We start from the raw sequence: 15,295 nt of genomic DNA, 5'->3' as shown, positions 1-15,295 counted from the left end.
TCGCCCCCACGGACGTTCACACCACTCGCTCGGACGGCGCACCGATCTCCGACAGCACCGCCGAGACCACCGCATCGACAGCGCGGCCCACCGCGGGTGAAAGCCCGCGACCATCATCCAGATCAGCGATTTCCACAGCCAGGATGACCATCCTGCGCGGAAGCCGATCCAGCACCGCACCGAGCCGCACCGCGTCGTTGAGGGAGATTCCGTGTGTGCTGAACATCCCCGCCCGCATTGCGTCGAGTTCGGCCGGAGTGAGCCGGTGTACGACGCCGGGTCGGGGCGGGTCGCAGATGACGGCATCGACGATCACCGTGAGATCCGCGCCGGCCCACAGCTCCAGGAGCGCCACGGGGTCACCTCCGGAGGCGACGGTCTGGACGTCTGGGCCGACCTTCGGAGCCACTGCTCGCGCGACCGTCGGTCCGATTCCGTCGTCGCGGCGAAGATCGTTTCCCAGACCGATCACCACGATCGTCATCGGCCGTCGATCGTCAGTGTCAGGAAGTGTGTGGCGCAGGAGATGCACGGATCGTAGTTGCGGATGGTTCGTTCGCACAGCGCTGTCAGCTCGTTGTCTGCCAGCGTGAGGTTCGCGTCTACCGTGCGCCGTAGGTCGTGCTCGATGGCGGCCTGATTCTGCGAGGTCGGAGGAATGATGGTGGCGGCGCGGATCAGTCCGGTGGGGTCGAACTCGTATCGGTGATACAGCAGCCCGCGGGGCGCCTCGCTGACCCCGTGTCCGACCGTGCGTATCGGTGGCCCGGCGGTAAACGGCCGAGCGGGGCGCTGGTATCGGTCGATGATCCGCAACGCTTCCTCGACGGCGTAGACGACCTCGACGGCGCGGACAACGATGCTGCGAAACGGATTTCGGCACTGCCCGCCCAGCCCTACGGCAGCGGCAGCGTCCGCTGCCGCACCACCGAGCTGACACGAGTTGAGCGAGTACCGAGCCAGCGGTCCGGTGAGATACCGGCGGCCGTCGAGCTCGGCGTGCAACGCGGTCGAGTACGGCACCTGATGCTCGACCATGTGATCCGGGAATTCGTCGGCGGTGCAGTGCAGCCCGGTCGACGACCAGATCTCGCCGTCCTCGATGGCGTAGCGGGAGTCGTGATGCAGTGCGAGGAGGTCGTGCTCGAGTTCGACGTTGGGGAAGGCGAACGACGACACCCATTCCACGGTCGCGACGGCGTGATCGAGTGCCGACCGCAGTTGGTCAGACAGAGAAACCAGCTCGGCCTTCGTGGGCACCCGATAGAATCCGCCGATTCGGACATTGACCGGGTGGATCGGCCTGCCACCGATCGCATCGAGGATCGCGTTTCCCGCCTTCTTGAGCGCCAGTCCCCGCTCGACGGCCTGCCGCTCACGCTGGGCGAGGGCAACCGTATCCGGGAGCCCCAGAAAGTCGGGTGCGTGCAGGAAGTAGATGTGCAGCACGTGGCTCGCGATCCACTCGCCGCAGTACAGCAGTCGCCGCAGATCCATCACCGCGCCGTCGAGCTCGAGTTCGCATGCCTGCTCGATGGCATTGCAGGCGCTCACCTGATAGGCAACCGGGCAGATGCCGCAGATACGCGAGGTGATGTCCGGGGGCTCGAGAAAGTGGCGGCCGCGGAGAAAGCTCTCGAAGAAGCGGGGCGGCTCGTAGATGTTGAGTTCGACGCGTTCTGCTCTCCCCTCGCGCACGGTCACGTCGACGCGGCCCTCGCCCTCGACCCTGGCGAGGGCGCGTACGACCAGTTCCCTACTTCGCGGCGCCACGGTCGTGCCCTTCCGATCCGTAGGCCGCCACGTTGAACGTGGCGAAAATGCGGTCTATGGCGTCCTCGTTCATCCCGCACCTGCGTAGCCACCCGCTCATCGCGGCGAGGTTCGGGTCGGTGGTGGGGCCGAAGCAGCCGTAGCAACCACGGGAGACCGACGGGCACAGCGCACCGCACCCGGAATGGGTGACCGGGCCGAGGCACGGTGTGCCGTCGGCTACCATCACACACGTCAGTCCGCGTCGCTTGCACTCGGTGCACACGGAGGTGTTCGGGATGTTCGGCCGCCGGCCCGCCAGGTACCCGGTGATGACCTCGAGGAGCTGGCGCCGGTCGATCGGGCAACCACGCAGCTCGAAGTCGACGGGGACGTGCGCCGAGATCGCGGTCGAGGTGGCGAGGGTGTCGATGTACTCAGGTCTCGCGTAGACCACCGCCAAGAAGTCGTCGATATCGGCGAAGTTGCGTAGCGCTTGGATGCCGCCAGCCGTCGCGCAGGCCCCGATGGTGACCAGGTACCGGGACTGCGACCGCACCGCGCGGATGCGGTCCCGGTCGGCGATCGTGGTGATCGCCCCCTCGACCAGCGACAGATCGTACGGGCCCGCGGTGATCGTGTCGGACAACTCCAGGAAGTGCGAGATTTCCACGGCCTCGGACAGTGCGAGCAGCTCGTCCTCGCAGTCGAGCAGGGTGAGTTGACAGCCGTCACAGGAGGCGAACTTCCAGACGGCGAGTTTCGGTTTGGTGATCGGTGGTGCGCTCATCACAGCTCCGGTACCCGTAGGAGTGGTTCGGCGGTGGCGTAGTCGACGACGGGACCGTCCCGGCACAGCAGCAGTTCGCCGAGTTGGCAGTGTCCGCAGGCCCCGATGCCGCACTGCATGTTCCGTTCCACGGACACCTGAATGTCGTGCGGACTGACGAGGCGGTCGGTCAGTGCCCGGGCGCAGAACCGCATCATCGGCTCCGGTCCGCACAGCAGTGCGGTGGTGCGTTCGGGGTCGAGGTCCACTCGGTGCAGGGCTTCGGTGACGAAGCCGACGCCGCCCGTCCATCCCGCGATCGGCTGGTCGATCGTCAACTCCACCGCGAGGTCCGTGCGGGCCCGCCATGTCTCGAGTTCGGCACGGTAGAGGATATCCGCCGGGGTGCGGGCGCCGACGACGAGAGTGAGCCGGCGGAGCTTCTCCCTGGTGGCCAGCGCGGCGAGGATTACCGGGCGCAGGGGCGCCAATCCCACTCCCCCGGCGACGATCACGAGGTCGCGATCCGGGCCTCCGGCCATTTTCCAGCCCCGCCCGAAGGGGCCCCGCACACCGATGATCGTGCCGAGCGGGGCATCGTGGAGTGCTCGGCTCACGGCCCCGACATCCCGGATCGTGTGGACCAGGGTTCCGTCCGTGGCCGACGGGTCACCGGACACCGAGATCGCGACCTCGCCGACCCCGTAGGCGTACAGCATCATGAACTGGCCGGGGGTGAACTGCGCGAGCGGCGTCGGAGGTGTGGTGGCCGGGGCGAGTGTCATGGTGACCGAGTCGCGTGTCTCCACCGATCGGGACACGACCCGGTATCTGGTCGGCAGCGCGCGGTCGTCCGCCATTGCGGTCACCGGTCCCCCCGGTTCGCGTAGAGGTCGAGGAGTCGCGCGCGAGTGGACTGCAACCGGGCTATGAGCACCCCGGACATCGCGCGGGTGACGGCATATCCGAAGTCGGGACGGCTGAGCGCCATCTGCTCGAGCGCGGCGATGTCCACCTCTGCAGCGACTGTGGTTACCGTGGCCCGTGCATCGAACTGCCACACCTGCCGGGCGCCGAGCCAGGACCAGCCGAGAACGTCACCACCGTGCAGGGTTTCGAGTGCGACGGTGCCCCGGCCGGGTACCAGGGTGGTCAGGACGACACTTCCGGTGCCGAGCAGCCAGCACCGCGTCGCCGGCTCGTCCTCGCGGAAGACATACTCTCCCTCGGCGAAGCGAACCGGGGTGCTGAGTTCCGCGAGCCGGAGCCGGTGTTCGCGGCTGAGGTGGCCGAGGGCACGTGGCAGCGTCGATATTTCGGCGTTCACGGCTCCTCCCGGTCATCCTTCGGCCGGTACGCCGGCATGATCTCGATCAGCCGCGCGGCCTCTGCGGTGATGTCGATACCGACGGGGCACCAGTCGATGCACCGTCCGCATCCCACACAACCGGAGCTGCCGAACTGGTCGAACCAGGTGCCGAGTTTGTGGGACATCCACTGCCGGTACCGGCTTTCCCCCGATGTCCGGACGTTCCCGCCGTGCACATAGCTGAAGTCGGGTTCGAAGCACGACGACCAGTGCAGCCACCGCTCGGCGTGCTCCCCCGTCAGATCGGTGACGTCCTCACTGGTGGTGCAGAAGCAGGTAGGGCACACCATGGTGCAGTTGCCGCAGGTCAGGCACCGGCTGGCAACGTCCTCCCAGACGTCGGCACCGCGTGCATCGCGGAGCAACGTACGAAGATCGACCTCGGGCATGGCCCGTCCCATCCGGCCGGCTGCGGTGCTCACAGCGTGCCGGGCGTCGTCGACCTCTGCGGTCGCGGCGGCGCGGTGGGCGATCCCGGCCAGAACGTCGGCACCGGACTCTGTGCCGACCTCGACGACGAACCGATGACCGTCGTCGTCGATGCGCTCGGTCAGCGCCAGGTCGTACCCAGGGCCGGCCGCCGGGCCGGTGCCCATCGAGGCGCAGAAACAGACCTCACCGGGCTCGGTGCAATGGGCGGCCACGATGAACAGTCGCCGGAACCTGCGGGCTGTGGCGCTGTCGGAATCGGGGTCCGGACACAGCACCCGGCGCAGGGCCGAGATCGCCGCGAGATCACAGCCGCGGACCCCCACGAATGCGTAGGGCCGCTCGTTGTGGCCCGGTCCGGTGAAGGCACCGTCCCGGTCGAGGGACCACTGCTGCTGCCGGGGCGGATGAAGGAATCGTTTCCACGACTGCGGACCCGCCGAGTGACCGAAGACCGCGGTGTCGTCTCGCCGACGCAGCCGATACGTCCCGGCCCCGGTTGTCACACCCCAGCCGGACGGCAGCTGCACACCGGATTCGAGTTCGACGAGAACGATGGCCGAATCCTCCACGGTGGGACCGACGACGCAATAGCCGCGGGCGCGAAGCACCTCGATCAGGTGGTCGAGGCCGAGACGATTCAAGACACTCGCACCGGTGTTCGCGGTAGGTTGCCCTTCCATGCGCTGACTCCTTTACCGACCCTGCGGGGCCGATTATTCGGTGAGATGGACGCGGCTGTGCGTGGCCGCTTCCACGTCGGCCGCGGTGAGCTCGATCAATTGGTGGGCGAGGTCGGCCAACGCACGTGCCGTGGCCAGTTCGTCCCCGATCTCGGGGATCTCGGTGTCCGCGGGATTCCGGCGTGCGAGCCCGACCCCGACCAGGGTGTGGGTGTCGCGGGTTCGGAGCCGGGCCTGCGCCCGGGTTCTGGAGCCGCCTTCGTCGGCGTCGTGCTCGTCGATGACGATCTCCACAGACCACTTCTTCTCGTTCATGTTCATCGGCCTCCGTTCGGTGCGGACGCAGTGTCGCGTCCTCGACGTGGTTGTCGGGTACGTGGGGGTGCCGCGATCACGAGGCCACGACCACGCTCGTATCGGTTGACTTCGCGCACAACCCGAGAACGGCGCGAAACCCATCTGCTATCGAATCGGTCAAGGCGGCGAGATCGGGGACGGCGTCGGTGTCGGCGTTGATCCCGACACAGCATTGCGTGGTGTAGGACATCAGGGTGACGTTGAACGCCGATCCGAGCGTGGGGCTGAACGCGTAGTAGTGCAGGATCTCCGAGCCGGCAATAAACAGTGGCACCGGAGATCCGACGACGTTCGAGGCGACGAAGTCGACGTGTTTGAGCATGTTTCCGAGTGTCACGGCCGGGAGCAGGTTCAAAGCCCCGGCGATCATCGGAGACAGCGAAATCGCGGGCTCGTGGCGCCAGGTATCGACTGTGGCGTGCACGCGGCGGATCAACTCGGCAGGGTCGCTGACATCGGTGGGTAGCGCAAAGCGCGCCAGGCTGATCCGGTTGCCACCCACCGGGTCCGTCTCGGTGCGCAGGCTGATCGGTAGCGTCATCCGTAGTTCGCTGATCTCGGTGCCGTGAAGTCGGTGATACTTCGCCATTCCCCGGAGGATTGCAGCGAGAAACGCGTCATTGAGCGAGCCGCCGCCGGTCGTGCCTGCCTGAGCGAGTGCCTCTAACGGGACGTCGAGCACCGCACAGTGGCGCCGTGTGCTGCGTTGCGTCATCACAGGCGACAGCGTGGAGAGGACGGGACGCACGAGGCGCATGGTGGAGCCGGCGACGGCAGCCGCCTGACGCCCGGCCTCTCTCGGGGCTCGAACTGCTCGTATACCGTTGCGACCCAGTGCATTCGTTGCCCGATGGGCCACATCCGCCGCCGTGTCCCGGTACCAGGTGAGACGGCCAGGCGAAACGGCCGCTTCACCGTTTGGCGTGGTATCCCGAAGATCAGGACTTGACCTCGGGGTCCCTTCCCGGGCGAAATCTACGATCTCCCGGGCGATCTGCATGCCTCCCACTCCATCGGTGAGGGAGTGATGCACCTTCATCACGAAGGCGGATTTGCCGTCATCCAGTCCGTCGAGGACCGTGAACTCCCAGAGCGGGCGACACTTGTCGAACGCGGTCATCTCGGCGGTCCGGGCGAACCGGAGTACCGCGTCCCACGTTCGGGGTTCGGTGAGGGTGTAGCGGCGCAGGTGCCAGGTCAGATCGAAATCCCGGTCCTCCGCCCACCGCGGCGGGGTCAGGCCCCTGGGATCTTCGATCACTTTCTGCCGGAAGATGGGTACCATCTCGATCGCCCGGCGCATCATGTCGACGAATCGGGTCTGATCCGGGCCACGGTCGAGGAGCGCGACAGCGACGATGGTCGAGCGGAGGATCGGGTCTTCCTCCATTCGCCATGACATGAAATCCGTCTGGGTCATGTATCGCTGGTTGGTCGTGCTCATAGCGGTCAACTCGCCCTTCGATCGGCCCGGGTATCGGCCTCCGGGGAGTCGATCCTTCGGCTCCCTGGCGACGGAGTCACATCGGCATCATGTGCATGGGGGGCAGAATGCCCATGCTGTGCAGCCACATCATGAACATGTGGAACATCTGCATCGCATCCATCACAATTACCTCCTCTCGGTGGTGGGCGTCAGGGTGTTTTCCCTGCGCGGAGAATGCTCAGGCGACTGTTGTATTCCGTCTCGTCTGTATTCCGTCTCGTCGATTTCCCCGCGTGCGAACCGCTCGGCAAGAACCGCTTCGGCGCTGCGAAGTGCAGGCGACGCGCCTGGCGACGCCGGGAAGGAGTGGCTCGTATAGCGGATCACCAAGAAGATCCCGAGAATCAGCAGCCCCCAGAAGAGCGCCATCCCGACGAACATCAGGGCATACCCCCAACCACCGGAATAGTCGTCATACATCACGGTGCGGCCCTCCTACAGACAGTTCGGCGGTGTTCGTCCGGAATGGATCTACCGTCCTTCTGCCTCCAGTGTCCGACTACCGGAGGTGGTCTTCACAGGGTCTTTCGGCCGTTTCATGAGTACCACCGGAGGAATGAACACCACGTATACGGTGTTTGTATACACAAGATGGTGGTGGCGCCAGGCGACCGCTGGAAGGTAGAAGACGTGCATCATGACCAGCTCTCGTGAATCGGCGAAGAGGTCGGCGACCGATAGTGCGGTGGCCCGGGCACAGTTGCCCGCGCCTCGCATGATGCTCGTCGACCCTCGTTTCGGCGGGCTGGCGGGACAGTTCTTCCGGCTCTTCGGGCGGCCCAGCGACGGGGGCGGGGCCCTCGCGCTCTACCTTCACGGCGAGCCTGTGGTCGATATCTGGTCGGGGTGGGCTACCCCGGACACGCGCTGGCAAGCTGACACCGTATCGGTGTCCTTTTCGACCGGAAAGGGCGTTGCAAGCACGGTGCTGCACCGTCTCGTGGACCGCGGACTGATTATTTACGACGCGCCCGTCGCCGAGTACTGGCCCGAGTTCGCGAGCGCCGGAAAAGAGTTGGTAACGGTGCGCGAGCTGTTGACGCACCGAGCCGGGCTGCAACAGGTGCGCGGTCTGGTACCGGGCCCGTCGGCTCTGTTCGATCACGACAGCGTCGTCGGCGCGCTCGCATCCGCGACGCCGGATCGGCGCCGCGCCGTCATGCCGGGCTATCACGCCGTCACGTTCGGTTCGTTGGTTGCGGAGCTCACCACGCGGGCAACCGGGTCGTCGTTCACCGACCTCGTCCGCACCGAAATCGCCGAACCCCTCGGAGTCGGAGAGTTTTGGTTCCAGGTGCCTGCGGAGGAACGTCACCGCATCGCGAAGCTGTTCCCCCGGATCAATCCGTTTGGAGTGCCGTGGGAAACGGCGTCGTTCGCGCTGTCCTGCCTGCCCGTCCTTCGGAACATCGCCAACGCAGGCATGCCGGAAGGATTCGACGAGCTTGTACGAAATCCAGCGATTCACGACTATGTGATGCCCGGATGGAACGGTGTCTTCAGCGCCCGCGCTCTCGCCCGGATGTATGCGGCGATCGCGAACCGCGGCGTTGTGGGTGGTAACCGATTCCTCAGCGAGGAGACTCTCGCGCAAGTCGGTGAGGTACAGACGACGGCGCGAGACTACGTGCTCGGAATTCGGATGAACTGGCGGCTGGGCTATCACTCGGCGTTCGTCGCCAGCCGCAACCAGTCTCCACACGCGTTCGGGCACTACGGGCTCGGTGGGTCAGGCGCGTTCGCCGATCCAGAAACCGGATTGTCGGTCGCATTCGTGACGAACCGGATGGGTGGTGCACTGACCCCGTTCGCCGACCTGCGTCTGGCGAAACTGGGCGCGCAGGCGGAATCGATCGCCCGGCGATTATGAATGCGATGTGGCAGCATGCCCGTCGGCACGGCCGAGTCATCGCGGACGTCAGTTCGTCTGGCGACAGATCATGAGCGGGCAGGCAACGTGATGGAGCAGGTTCTGGCTCGTCGAGCCCATAAGAGCACCGGCCAGTCGGTTGTGGCCGTGGCTGCCGACTACGACGAGTTGGGCGTCGCGAGCATACTCGAGGATCAGCTCCGCCGGGTTTGCCTGCTCGATGATGGTGGTCAATTGCAGATCCGGGAATTTCTCCCGCCAGCCCGCAAGATTTTCTGCCATCAGAACGGATTGTTCTTCCTCGACGACCGCCCAGTTCACCATCTTCAAGGCCGTGTCGCGCCCCGCAATATCACCGGCACCCCAGCCGTGTATCGCCAGGAGTGGGACCTCGAAGGTCGCCGCGAACTCGACGGCCGTGTTGATTGCGAGTGAGCTTAGTTCACTTCCGTCGACCCCGACGACGACGGGACGGTGGTCGGGCACCGTGGACGAGGACTCGGATCGGAACACCACGACGGGACAGTGCGCACGGTTGACCACCTGCATGACCGTGGACCCGGTGACGAGGGACGCCATCGCTCCCGCACCCGTTGATCCCACCACTACCAGCTCGGCATGCGTGCTCAATCCCGCGAGTGCCGGTCCGGCCGGTCCTGGCAGCGTGCTGGTCGACACCGTGACGTCAGGAAACGCGCTCGCCACTCGCCGACCTGCCCGATCCAGGATTTCGTGGGCAGAGCGCTCGACCTCCTCGGCGAACTCGTTCTGATAGAGCAGGGCCGCCTCGCTGTAGTGGTATCCCGGACTCGGCAGGACATGGGCCAGCAGCAATGGAACAGACTTCTGCCGGGCGACCGCCGCCGCCCACACCGCGGCTCGCATCGCACGTTCCGAACCGTCTACACCGACAATGATGGACTGGTGTTGTGCGAGAACGCTCATCCTTCTCAACTCCTTGCTCGGGCGGACGGCCGCGTTGGCGAAGTGTCCATGTTCGGCTGCCGATTGCGCTGGGTCGCACCCCGCTACCGCCACGGTCGCACCGGCGGGAGTGCAGTCACTAGGGGCATTGGTCACCGCACTCACGCTCCAACGGACCGGAAAGTGACGGTAGACCCTACTCGGTGGACGACATCGTTGGTTGAATCCGAAGGACCACGACACCTGGAGTTCGCCATGAATCCCACACCCCACCGTCACCAAAGGGGGCATCCGCCGACGACGGGGGTCCGATCACAGACGGCGACGACCGACGCTCCCCGCTCGAGGGTGCAGTACTCATCGCAGCCTGCGCCGATCATGAGCGAAGACCGAATTGTTTGGCCCGATCCGAGCCCGTTGACCGAATGGTGGACGCGCGTGATGTTCGGCGCACACACGTCGAACTAGCAACACGATTGCCCGGAACATGTTTGTGTACAGTCTTTTTCCTACTCATCCCACCAACCGCCCACTCCCGAGGAGTCAACATGCGAACACTCGTGGTCTACGAGTCGATGTTCGGAAATACCCGACACGTGGCCGAAGCAATCGCCCGAGGTCTCGAGGACGCCGGAACCGTGGCAACGGTCCCGGTTGCCCGAGTCGGCGATGAGGACTTGTCCAGTTACGACCTTGTAATGGTGGGCGGCCCGACGCATGTCCACGGGATGAGTCGCGATTCGACCCGCCACGGGGCGGCAGTGACAGCGCACAAGCCGGACAGCTCTGTCACATTGGAGCCCGATGCAGAAAGCGAGGGACTCCGCGAATGGCTCGACGGACTGCCACCATCGCACGGGAAAGCGGTGGCGTTCGACACCCGTGCCGGCGGTCCTGCCCTCCTGACCGGCAGAGCATCGAAAGGCATCTGCCGGAAACTGCGTCTGCGCGGATTCGATCTCGTCGCCGAGTCCGAGAGCTTCCTCGTCGACAAGGAGTCGCGACTGGAGGAAGGTGAGGAGACGCGTGCCGAGCAATGGGGCCGCACACTCGCCCAGCAGACCAGTTCCTCTCGGAAGTAACGACTCTTGGCCCAGCGCCAACCGCATGGTGGCCCCGCTGAGCCTTCCACGTGTCCATCAACCGGAGGTTGACCTATGTCGACGCCCGCGATCGACCTGCGGCGACATGACGCGGTGATCTTCGACCTCGACAATGTGTTGCCCGACATCTCGACAGCACCGGACCTCCTGTCGCAGGACTCGTTCGACAGCGCCCCCATTCGGTGCGGAAACCTGGACAGCACAGACCTGTTCCACCAGAAAGTCGCACATGGCTCCGTTGTTCCCGTCGACTCCACGGTGACTCTGCTCCGCCAACTGCGGAGCCTCGGGGTGGCGACAGCGGCCTTCTCGTCTCATCGACATGTTCAACAGGTCCTCGACGCCGCAGGGATCGCCGATTTGTTCGCTGTGCGGGCCGACGGTGCATCGCCCGTCGACGCCGCCAATCGACTCGGTATCCGACCTGACGGTGCGGTCATCGTCACGGCATCAGGAGCAACGACAACCGCGGCTCGCAGCGACGGTTTCGGTCTAGTAGTCGGGGTCGGCCGTGACCGCCATGCTGACGAACTGCGAAAATGCGGGGCAGATATGGTCGTGGCCGACGCCTCCGAGATACAGATCCGTGCAGTCGATCCCCGCCTGTCCGAGATTCCCGACGCTCTCACGTCTCGTCACGAGCTCACCGCCCTCCTCCGCGTCCGCCGCCCCGCCGTGTTTCTCGACTTCGACGGCACGCTGTCCGAGATCGTGTCAGATCCGCCGAAGGCCGTCCTCATGGACGGGGTGGCCACCGAGTTGACCAGACTGACGCGTGAATGCCCTGTAGCCGTCATCAGTGGACGCGACCTCGAGGACGTGCAAGCACGGGTCGGCCTGAAGGAGATCTGGTACGCGGGCAGCCACGGATACGAGTTGGCCGGACCGCAGGGGCAGTACTACCAGAACCCTGACGCGCTCGCCGCGGTGCCGGCACTGGCGCAGGCGACTCGCGCGCTCACCAGTCGGCTGCGCGAGGTGCCAGGTGTGGTGATCGAACCCAAGAAGTTCACCGTCGCCGTGCACTACCGCAACGTCGCCACCGACCGGTTGGACGAGGTCCTCGCCACCGTCCGTGACGTCGCCACTTCCGGAGACGTCAGGCTGCGAGTTACCGGTGGCCGCAAAGTCGTCGAACTCCGTCCTGATGTCGACTGGGACAAGGGCCGCGCGCTGAACTGGGTACTCGAGCACCTTCTCGACGCGAAGTCCCTGCTTCCGATCTACGTCGGTGACGACCTCACCGACGAGGACGCATTCGACGCCGTCGCAGATACCGGAGTAGGGATAGTCGTCCGCAGCAGAGAGATCGGGAATCGACGGTCGGCGGCGCGATTCGCCGTGAACGATCCGGTTCAGGTCCGTGAACTGTTGCAGCGGCTCGCCGACCTCCTCGGCCGCGACCCGGAAACCGCTGCCGCGGCCGATACGTGGATGTTGTTCTTCGACGGCTACGACCCGGCGACCGAGAAGCTACGAGAGGCAATCTGCACGTTGGGGAATGGCTACTTCGGCACTCGTGGTTGCGCACCGGAATCAACCGCCGACACGATCCACTACCCAGGTACGTATCTTGCGGGTGTGTACAACCGTCTGCACGACGATCGCGCAGGGATGTCGGTTGTCAACGAAAGCATGGTCAATGCACCGAACTGGCTGACCACCACGTTCCGGGTCGAGGGTGGACCGTGGTTCGACATCGATGCCGTCGAGTTGCTCGAGTATCGTCAATACCTCAATCTTCGTCGCGCCGTGCTCACCCGCCGATTTCGATACCACGACGCCGGCGGTCGAACCACGTCGGTCATCCAACGACGGTTCGTCGCCATGCACCTCCCCCACGTGTGCGCGCTGCAGACGACAATTATCGCGGAGGACTGGTCCGGATCCCTCGAATTTCGTTCGGCTCTCGATGGTTCGGTCCGAAACACTCTCGTCGACCGATACCGAGATCTCGCCGACGATCATCTCGAACTCATCGATTCGGGCGCCTTGGGGGAAGACTCTGTTGTGTTGACGGTGCAAACCAATCAGTCGCGTATTCCTGTGGCCATGGCTGCGCGCACCACACTGTCCTCGCGAGGCCGACGCCACGAGCCCACGTTCCGGCTGCTCGAGGGCGACCACAGAGTCGGGCACGACATCACAGTCGACCTGAAGACCGGTGACTCGGTGACGTTCGAGAAGGTGGTGACGGTCTTCACCGGGCGTGATCACGCGATGTCCGAGCCGGCTGACGAAGCGGCGCGGTGGCTTTCGTGCATCGGCGCGTTCGACGACGTGCTCGATGGTCACGTTCTGGCGTGGGAGCACCTGTGGGACCGTGTCGGAATCACACTCGGAAATTATGAGGACGCTCGGCGCATCACACGGTTTCATCAGATGCAACTCCTGCAGACCGTCTCGCCGAACACCGCCGATCTCGACGTCGGCGTGCCCGCCCGGGGACTTCACGGCGAAGCCTATCGAGGGCACATCTTCTGGGACGAACTGTTCGTCTTCCCGGTCCTGAACCTGCGAGTGCCGGCCTTGACCCGTTCGTTGCTCCGTTACCGATACCGCCGGCTACCGGAGGCGCGCCGGGCGGCGCATGCGGCCGGCTACCGTGGCGCGATGTTCCCGTGGCAGTCGGGTAGCGACGGCCGGGAGGAAAGTCAGCAGGTGCACCTCAACCCGCAGTCCGGCCGCTGGCTCCCGGACCCGAGTTGGCGCCAACATCACATCGGCATCGCGATCGCCTACAACGTATGGCAGTACTACCAGGTCACTGGCGACATCGAGTTTCTCAGTGATTTCGGCGCCGAAATGCTGATAGAGATAGCTCGATTCTTCGCCAGCCTCTCCTCCTATGAGCGATCCCGCGGGCGTTACACGATCCGTGGCGTGATGGGCCCGGACGAGTTTCACTCCGGCTACCCCGAGGCTCCATACGAGGGAGTCGACAACAACGCCTACACCAATGTGATGGCTGTATGGGTAATCCTCCGGGCGATCGAGGCGCTCGACGCGATTCCGGCCGCGAACCGATCCGAACTCGTCGACTCTCGGAGCCTGGATGCGCACGAGTTGGCGCGCTGGGCGGACGTGAGCCGTCGGATGTTCATTCCGTTCCACGATCGAGTCATCAGCCAGTTCGAGGGCTATGAAGCGTTGACGGAACTGGACTGGGACCGCTACCGGGCGCGGTATGCCGATATTCAACGACTCGACCGGATCCTCGAGGCCGAAGGTGATGACGTCAACCGGTACCGCGCCTCGAAGCAGGCCGACGTATTGATGATGTTCTATCTGCTGTCCGCCGACGAATTGCGAGATCTGTTCGAACGACTCGGATATCAGCTCGAGCCGGAAACTATACCGAGAACCATCGACTACTACCTCGCGCGGACCTCACATGGTTCGACGCTGAGCGCCGTCGTGCATTCCTGGGTGCTGGCTCGCGCCAACCGTGACAAAGCCATGGAATTCTTCGACAGGGTTCTTGCGTCCGACATCACCGACATTCAGGGGGGCACGACCTCTGAGGGGATCCATCTGGCGGCCATGGCAGGAAGTATCGACCTACTTCAGCGCTGTTTCACCGGACTGGAAACTCGTGGCGATCGCCTCGTCTTCGGCCCGGAGTGGCCGGAAGCGCTCGGCGTCCTGGAATTTCCGATCGTCTATCGAGGACACCAGTTGTGGCTGACGATCAGCGGCCGGTGTGTTCAGGTCAGCGCGGGCGCGGGAAATCAACGCGCGATCGAGATCGCGTGTCGTGACCAGGTAGTTCGACTGGAACCGGGGTGCACGGTCAGTCTGGGCTAGGGACACGTCCGGTGCGTGCGCCACCGCTCCCGGACCGGTAGTGCACGTCAACTGACCGGCCATCCGGGTGTTCGGCCGAAATCTTTCCATTCCTGATCCCAGTGACGCATCTGGCTTCGCCTGTTCATCCACCGCACCCCCATGTACAGCACGAAGGAGCAGACCGCCGCCACCGACCACGCGGACAATGCTGCGCTCACCGCGATCTCCGCATTCCCCACTCCCGACCGTGGCTCGTCGACCACGTTGCCGTCTCTATCGACCCACACATCGACGGTGTCCCCACGGTGCATGCCAGGCTTGGTGTCCACGACGGTCGAGCGCAGAGCACCGTCCGGTGCAGTCCACTGAGCCGTCGCACGATCTTGCGTTTCCGGGGACCGACTGGGCGCGCGACCGATGATCACCAGTCGCGGATCGTCGATGAGCACAGCAGATTGTGCATGTCTGGTCTGGAGTTCGGAATGCGACTGCTCGTTCAGACCCGTGTATGTCGCGGTGCCGAGGGCGGCCGCGAACGGGACCGCAATCAGGATGAGGGTGATCATGACGACCGCGGCGACAGAGTCGAAGCGATCCGTGGCCCGCATGAGAGGATTCCGACTCCAGGGCGCCAGACGCCACAGCCGCAGAGCCTGATCGGCGTTCATCTCGAGCCTCCTCTGACGTCCCTTCTCGTTCAGAGTCTTACGCTCACGAGGTCAGCGTCCTAGAGCACAAGGTCATTGGCGAGGGCGCAGCATGGA

General features: G+C 64.8%; 14 protein-coding genes. 3 read left to right on the top strand and 11 right to left on the bottom strand.

Features of this window, described 5'->3' with window-relative positions; translation table 11 throughout:
- Positions 1-16 precede the first annotated feature (16 nt).
- The 9 genes from CJ179_RS33900 to CJ179_RS33860 all read right to left on the bottom strand — a co-directional run bounded on the left by CJ179_RS33900 (position 17) and on the right by CJ179_RS33860 (position 7,265).
- Positions 17-484, bottom strand: coding sequence for a hydrogenase maturation protease (locus tag CJ179_RS33900; RefSeq protein ID WP_072950046.1), 468 nt, complete (start codon positions 482-484; stop codon positions 17-19).
- Complete coding sequence (locus CJ179_RS33895; RefSeq protein WP_072950048.1) at positions 481-1,773, bottom strand: Ni/Fe hydrogenase subunit alpha; 1,293 nt, start codon at positions 1,771-1,773, stop codon at positions 481-483. The genes CJ179_RS33900 and CJ179_RS33895 overlap by 4 nt, the downstream gene beginning before the upstream one ends.
- Positions 1,757-2,542 carry an oxidoreductase gene (locus CJ179_RS33890; protein WP_095864288.1) on the bottom strand — a complete coding sequence of 262 codons (786 nt, stop codon included), beginning with the start codon at positions 2,540-2,542 and terminating at the stop codon, positions 1,757-1,759. Before CJ179_RS33890 ends, CJ179_RS33895 begins: the two co-directional genes overlap by 17 nt.
- The gene (locus tag CJ179_RS33885; protein WP_371851615.1) at positions 2,542-3,381 is read right to left on the bottom strand and encodes an FAD/NAD(P)-binding protein; all 840 of its coding nucleotides are present in this window, start codon (positions 3,379-3,381) and stop codon (positions 2,542-2,544) included. Before CJ179_RS33885 ends, CJ179_RS33890 begins: the two co-directional genes overlap by 1 nt.
- Before the next feature lie 5 nt (positions 3,382-3,386).
- Positions 3,387-3,848: a cyclic nucleotide-binding domain-containing protein gene (locus CJ179_RS33880; protein ID WP_072950053.1), complete on the bottom strand. Its 462-nt coding sequence runs from the start codon at positions 3,846-3,848 to the stop codon at positions 3,387-3,389.
- A complete protein-coding gene (locus tag CJ179_RS33875; RefSeq protein WP_072950055.1) occupies positions 3,845-5,002 on the bottom strand; it encodes a 4Fe-4S dicluster domain-containing protein in 1,158 nt (385 codons plus the stop codon). Before CJ179_RS33875 ends, CJ179_RS33880 begins: the two co-directional genes overlap by 4 nt.
- Before the next feature lie 33 nt (positions 5,003-5,035).
- Positions 5,036-5,323: a DUF1876 domain-containing protein gene (locus tag CJ179_RS33870; RefSeq protein ID WP_072950058.1), complete on the bottom strand. Its 288-nt coding sequence runs from the start codon at positions 5,321-5,323 to the stop codon at positions 5,036-5,038.
- Positions 5,324-5,393: 70 nt separating this feature from the next.
- On the bottom strand, positions 5,394-6,812 hold the full coding sequence (locus CJ179_RS33865; protein ID WP_072950061.1) for a wax ester/triacylglycerol synthase domain-containing protein: 1,419 nt from the start codon (positions 6,810-6,812) through the stop codon (positions 5,394-5,396).
- A gap of 159 nt (positions 6,813-6,971) precedes the next feature.
- Positions 6,972-7,265 carry a hypothetical protein gene (locus tag CJ179_RS33860; RefSeq protein WP_072950082.1) on the bottom strand — a complete coding sequence of 98 codons (294 nt, stop codon included), beginning with the start codon at positions 7,263-7,265 and terminating at the stop codon, positions 6,972-6,974.
- Positions 7,266-7,482: 217 nt separating this feature from the next.
- On the opposite strand from CJ179_RS33860, the gene CJ179_RS33855 reads away from it, so the two are divergent.
- Complete coding sequence (locus CJ179_RS33855; protein WP_072950063.1) at positions 7,483-8,715, top strand: serine hydrolase domain-containing protein; 1,233 nt, start codon at positions 7,483-7,485, stop codon at positions 8,713-8,715.
- Between the two features lie 48 nt (positions 8,716-8,763).
- Here CJ179_RS33855 and CJ179_RS33850 read toward each other — a convergent pair whose 3' ends face one another.
- Positions 8,764-9,660 (bottom strand): universal stress protein, encoded by an 897-nt coding sequence (locus tag CJ179_RS33850; RefSeq protein ID WP_095864287.1) that lies wholly within the window; start codon positions 9,658-9,660, stop codon positions 8,764-8,766.
- 527 nt (positions 9,661-10,187) lie between these two features.
- Between CJ179_RS33850 and CJ179_RS33845 the strand changes: the two genes are divergently transcribed.
- A complete protein-coding gene (locus tag CJ179_RS33845; protein WP_072950066.1) occupies positions 10,188-10,721 on the top strand; it encodes a flavodoxin domain-containing protein in 534 nt (177 codons plus the stop codon).
- Between the two features lie 75 nt (positions 10,722-10,796).
- A complete protein-coding gene (gene otsB, locus CJ179_RS33840) occupies positions 10,797-14,549 on the top strand; it encodes a trehalose-phosphatase (RefSeq protein WP_244163950.1) in 3,753 nt (1,250 codons plus the stop codon).
- A 47-nt stretch (positions 14,550-14,596) separates the two neighbouring features.
- Here otsB and CJ179_RS33835 read toward each other — a convergent pair whose 3' ends face one another.
- Complete coding sequence (locus CJ179_RS33835) at positions 14,597-15,199, bottom strand: hypothetical protein (RefSeq protein ID WP_095864286.1); 603 nt, start codon at positions 15,197-15,199, stop codon at positions 14,597-14,599.
- Positions 15,200-15,295 lie beyond the last annotated feature (96 nt).

The sequence above is a fragment of the Rhodococcus sp. ACS1 genome (assembly GCF_002300155.1).
GTDB lineage: Bacteria > Actinomycetota > Actinomycetes > Mycobacteriales > Mycobacteriaceae > Rhodococcus_F > Rhodococcus_F koreensis.
Note: the sequence above shows the minus strand (reverse complement) of the source record. Positions and strands in the feature narration are given on the sequence as shown.

Excerpts from the sequence above, each read along its gene's own strand:
- otsB (WP_244163950.1), top strand. The coding sequence starts at position 10,797 with ATGTCGACGCCCGCGATCGACCTGCGGCGACATGACGCGGTGATCTTC.
- CJ179_RS33835 (WP_095864286.1), bottom strand. The coding sequence starts at position 15,199 with ATGAACGCCGATCAGGCTCTGCGGCTGTGGCGTCTGGCGCCCTGGAGT.
- CJ179_RS33870 (WP_072950058.1), bottom strand. The coding sequence starts at position 5,323 with ATGAACATGAACGAGAAGAAGTGGTCTGTGGAGATCGTCATCGACGAG.
- CJ179_RS33850 (WP_095864287.1), bottom strand. The coding sequence starts at position 9,660 with ATGAGCGTTCTCGCACAACACCAGTCCATCATTGTCGGTGTAGACGGT.
- CJ179_RS33860 (WP_072950082.1), bottom strand. The coding sequence starts at position 7,265 with ATGTATGACGACTATTCCGGTGGTTGGGGGTATGCCCTGATGTTCGTC.
- CJ179_RS33900 (WP_072950046.1), bottom strand. The coding sequence starts at position 484 with ATGACGATCGTGGTGATCGGTCTGGGAAACGATCTTCGCCGCGACGAC.
- CJ179_RS33845 (WP_072950066.1), top strand. The coding sequence starts at position 10,188 with ATGCGAACACTCGTGGTCTACGAGTCGATGTTCGGAAATACCCGACAC.
- CJ179_RS33855 (WP_072950063.1), top strand. The coding sequence starts at position 7,483 with ATGACCAGCTCTCGTGAATCGGCGAAGAGGTCGGCGACCGATAGTGCG.
- CJ179_RS33885 (WP_371851615.1), bottom strand. The coding sequence starts at position 3,381 with ATGGCGGACGACCGCGCGCTGCCGACCAGATACCGGGTCGTGTCCCGA.
- CJ179_RS33890 (WP_095864288.1), bottom strand. The coding sequence starts at position 2,542 with ATGAGCGCACCACCGATCACCAAACCGAAACTCGCCGTCTGGAAGTTC.
- CJ179_RS33875 (WP_072950055.1), bottom strand. The coding sequence starts at position 5,002 with ATGGAAGGGCAACCTACCGCGAACACCGGTGCGAGTGTCTTGAATCGT.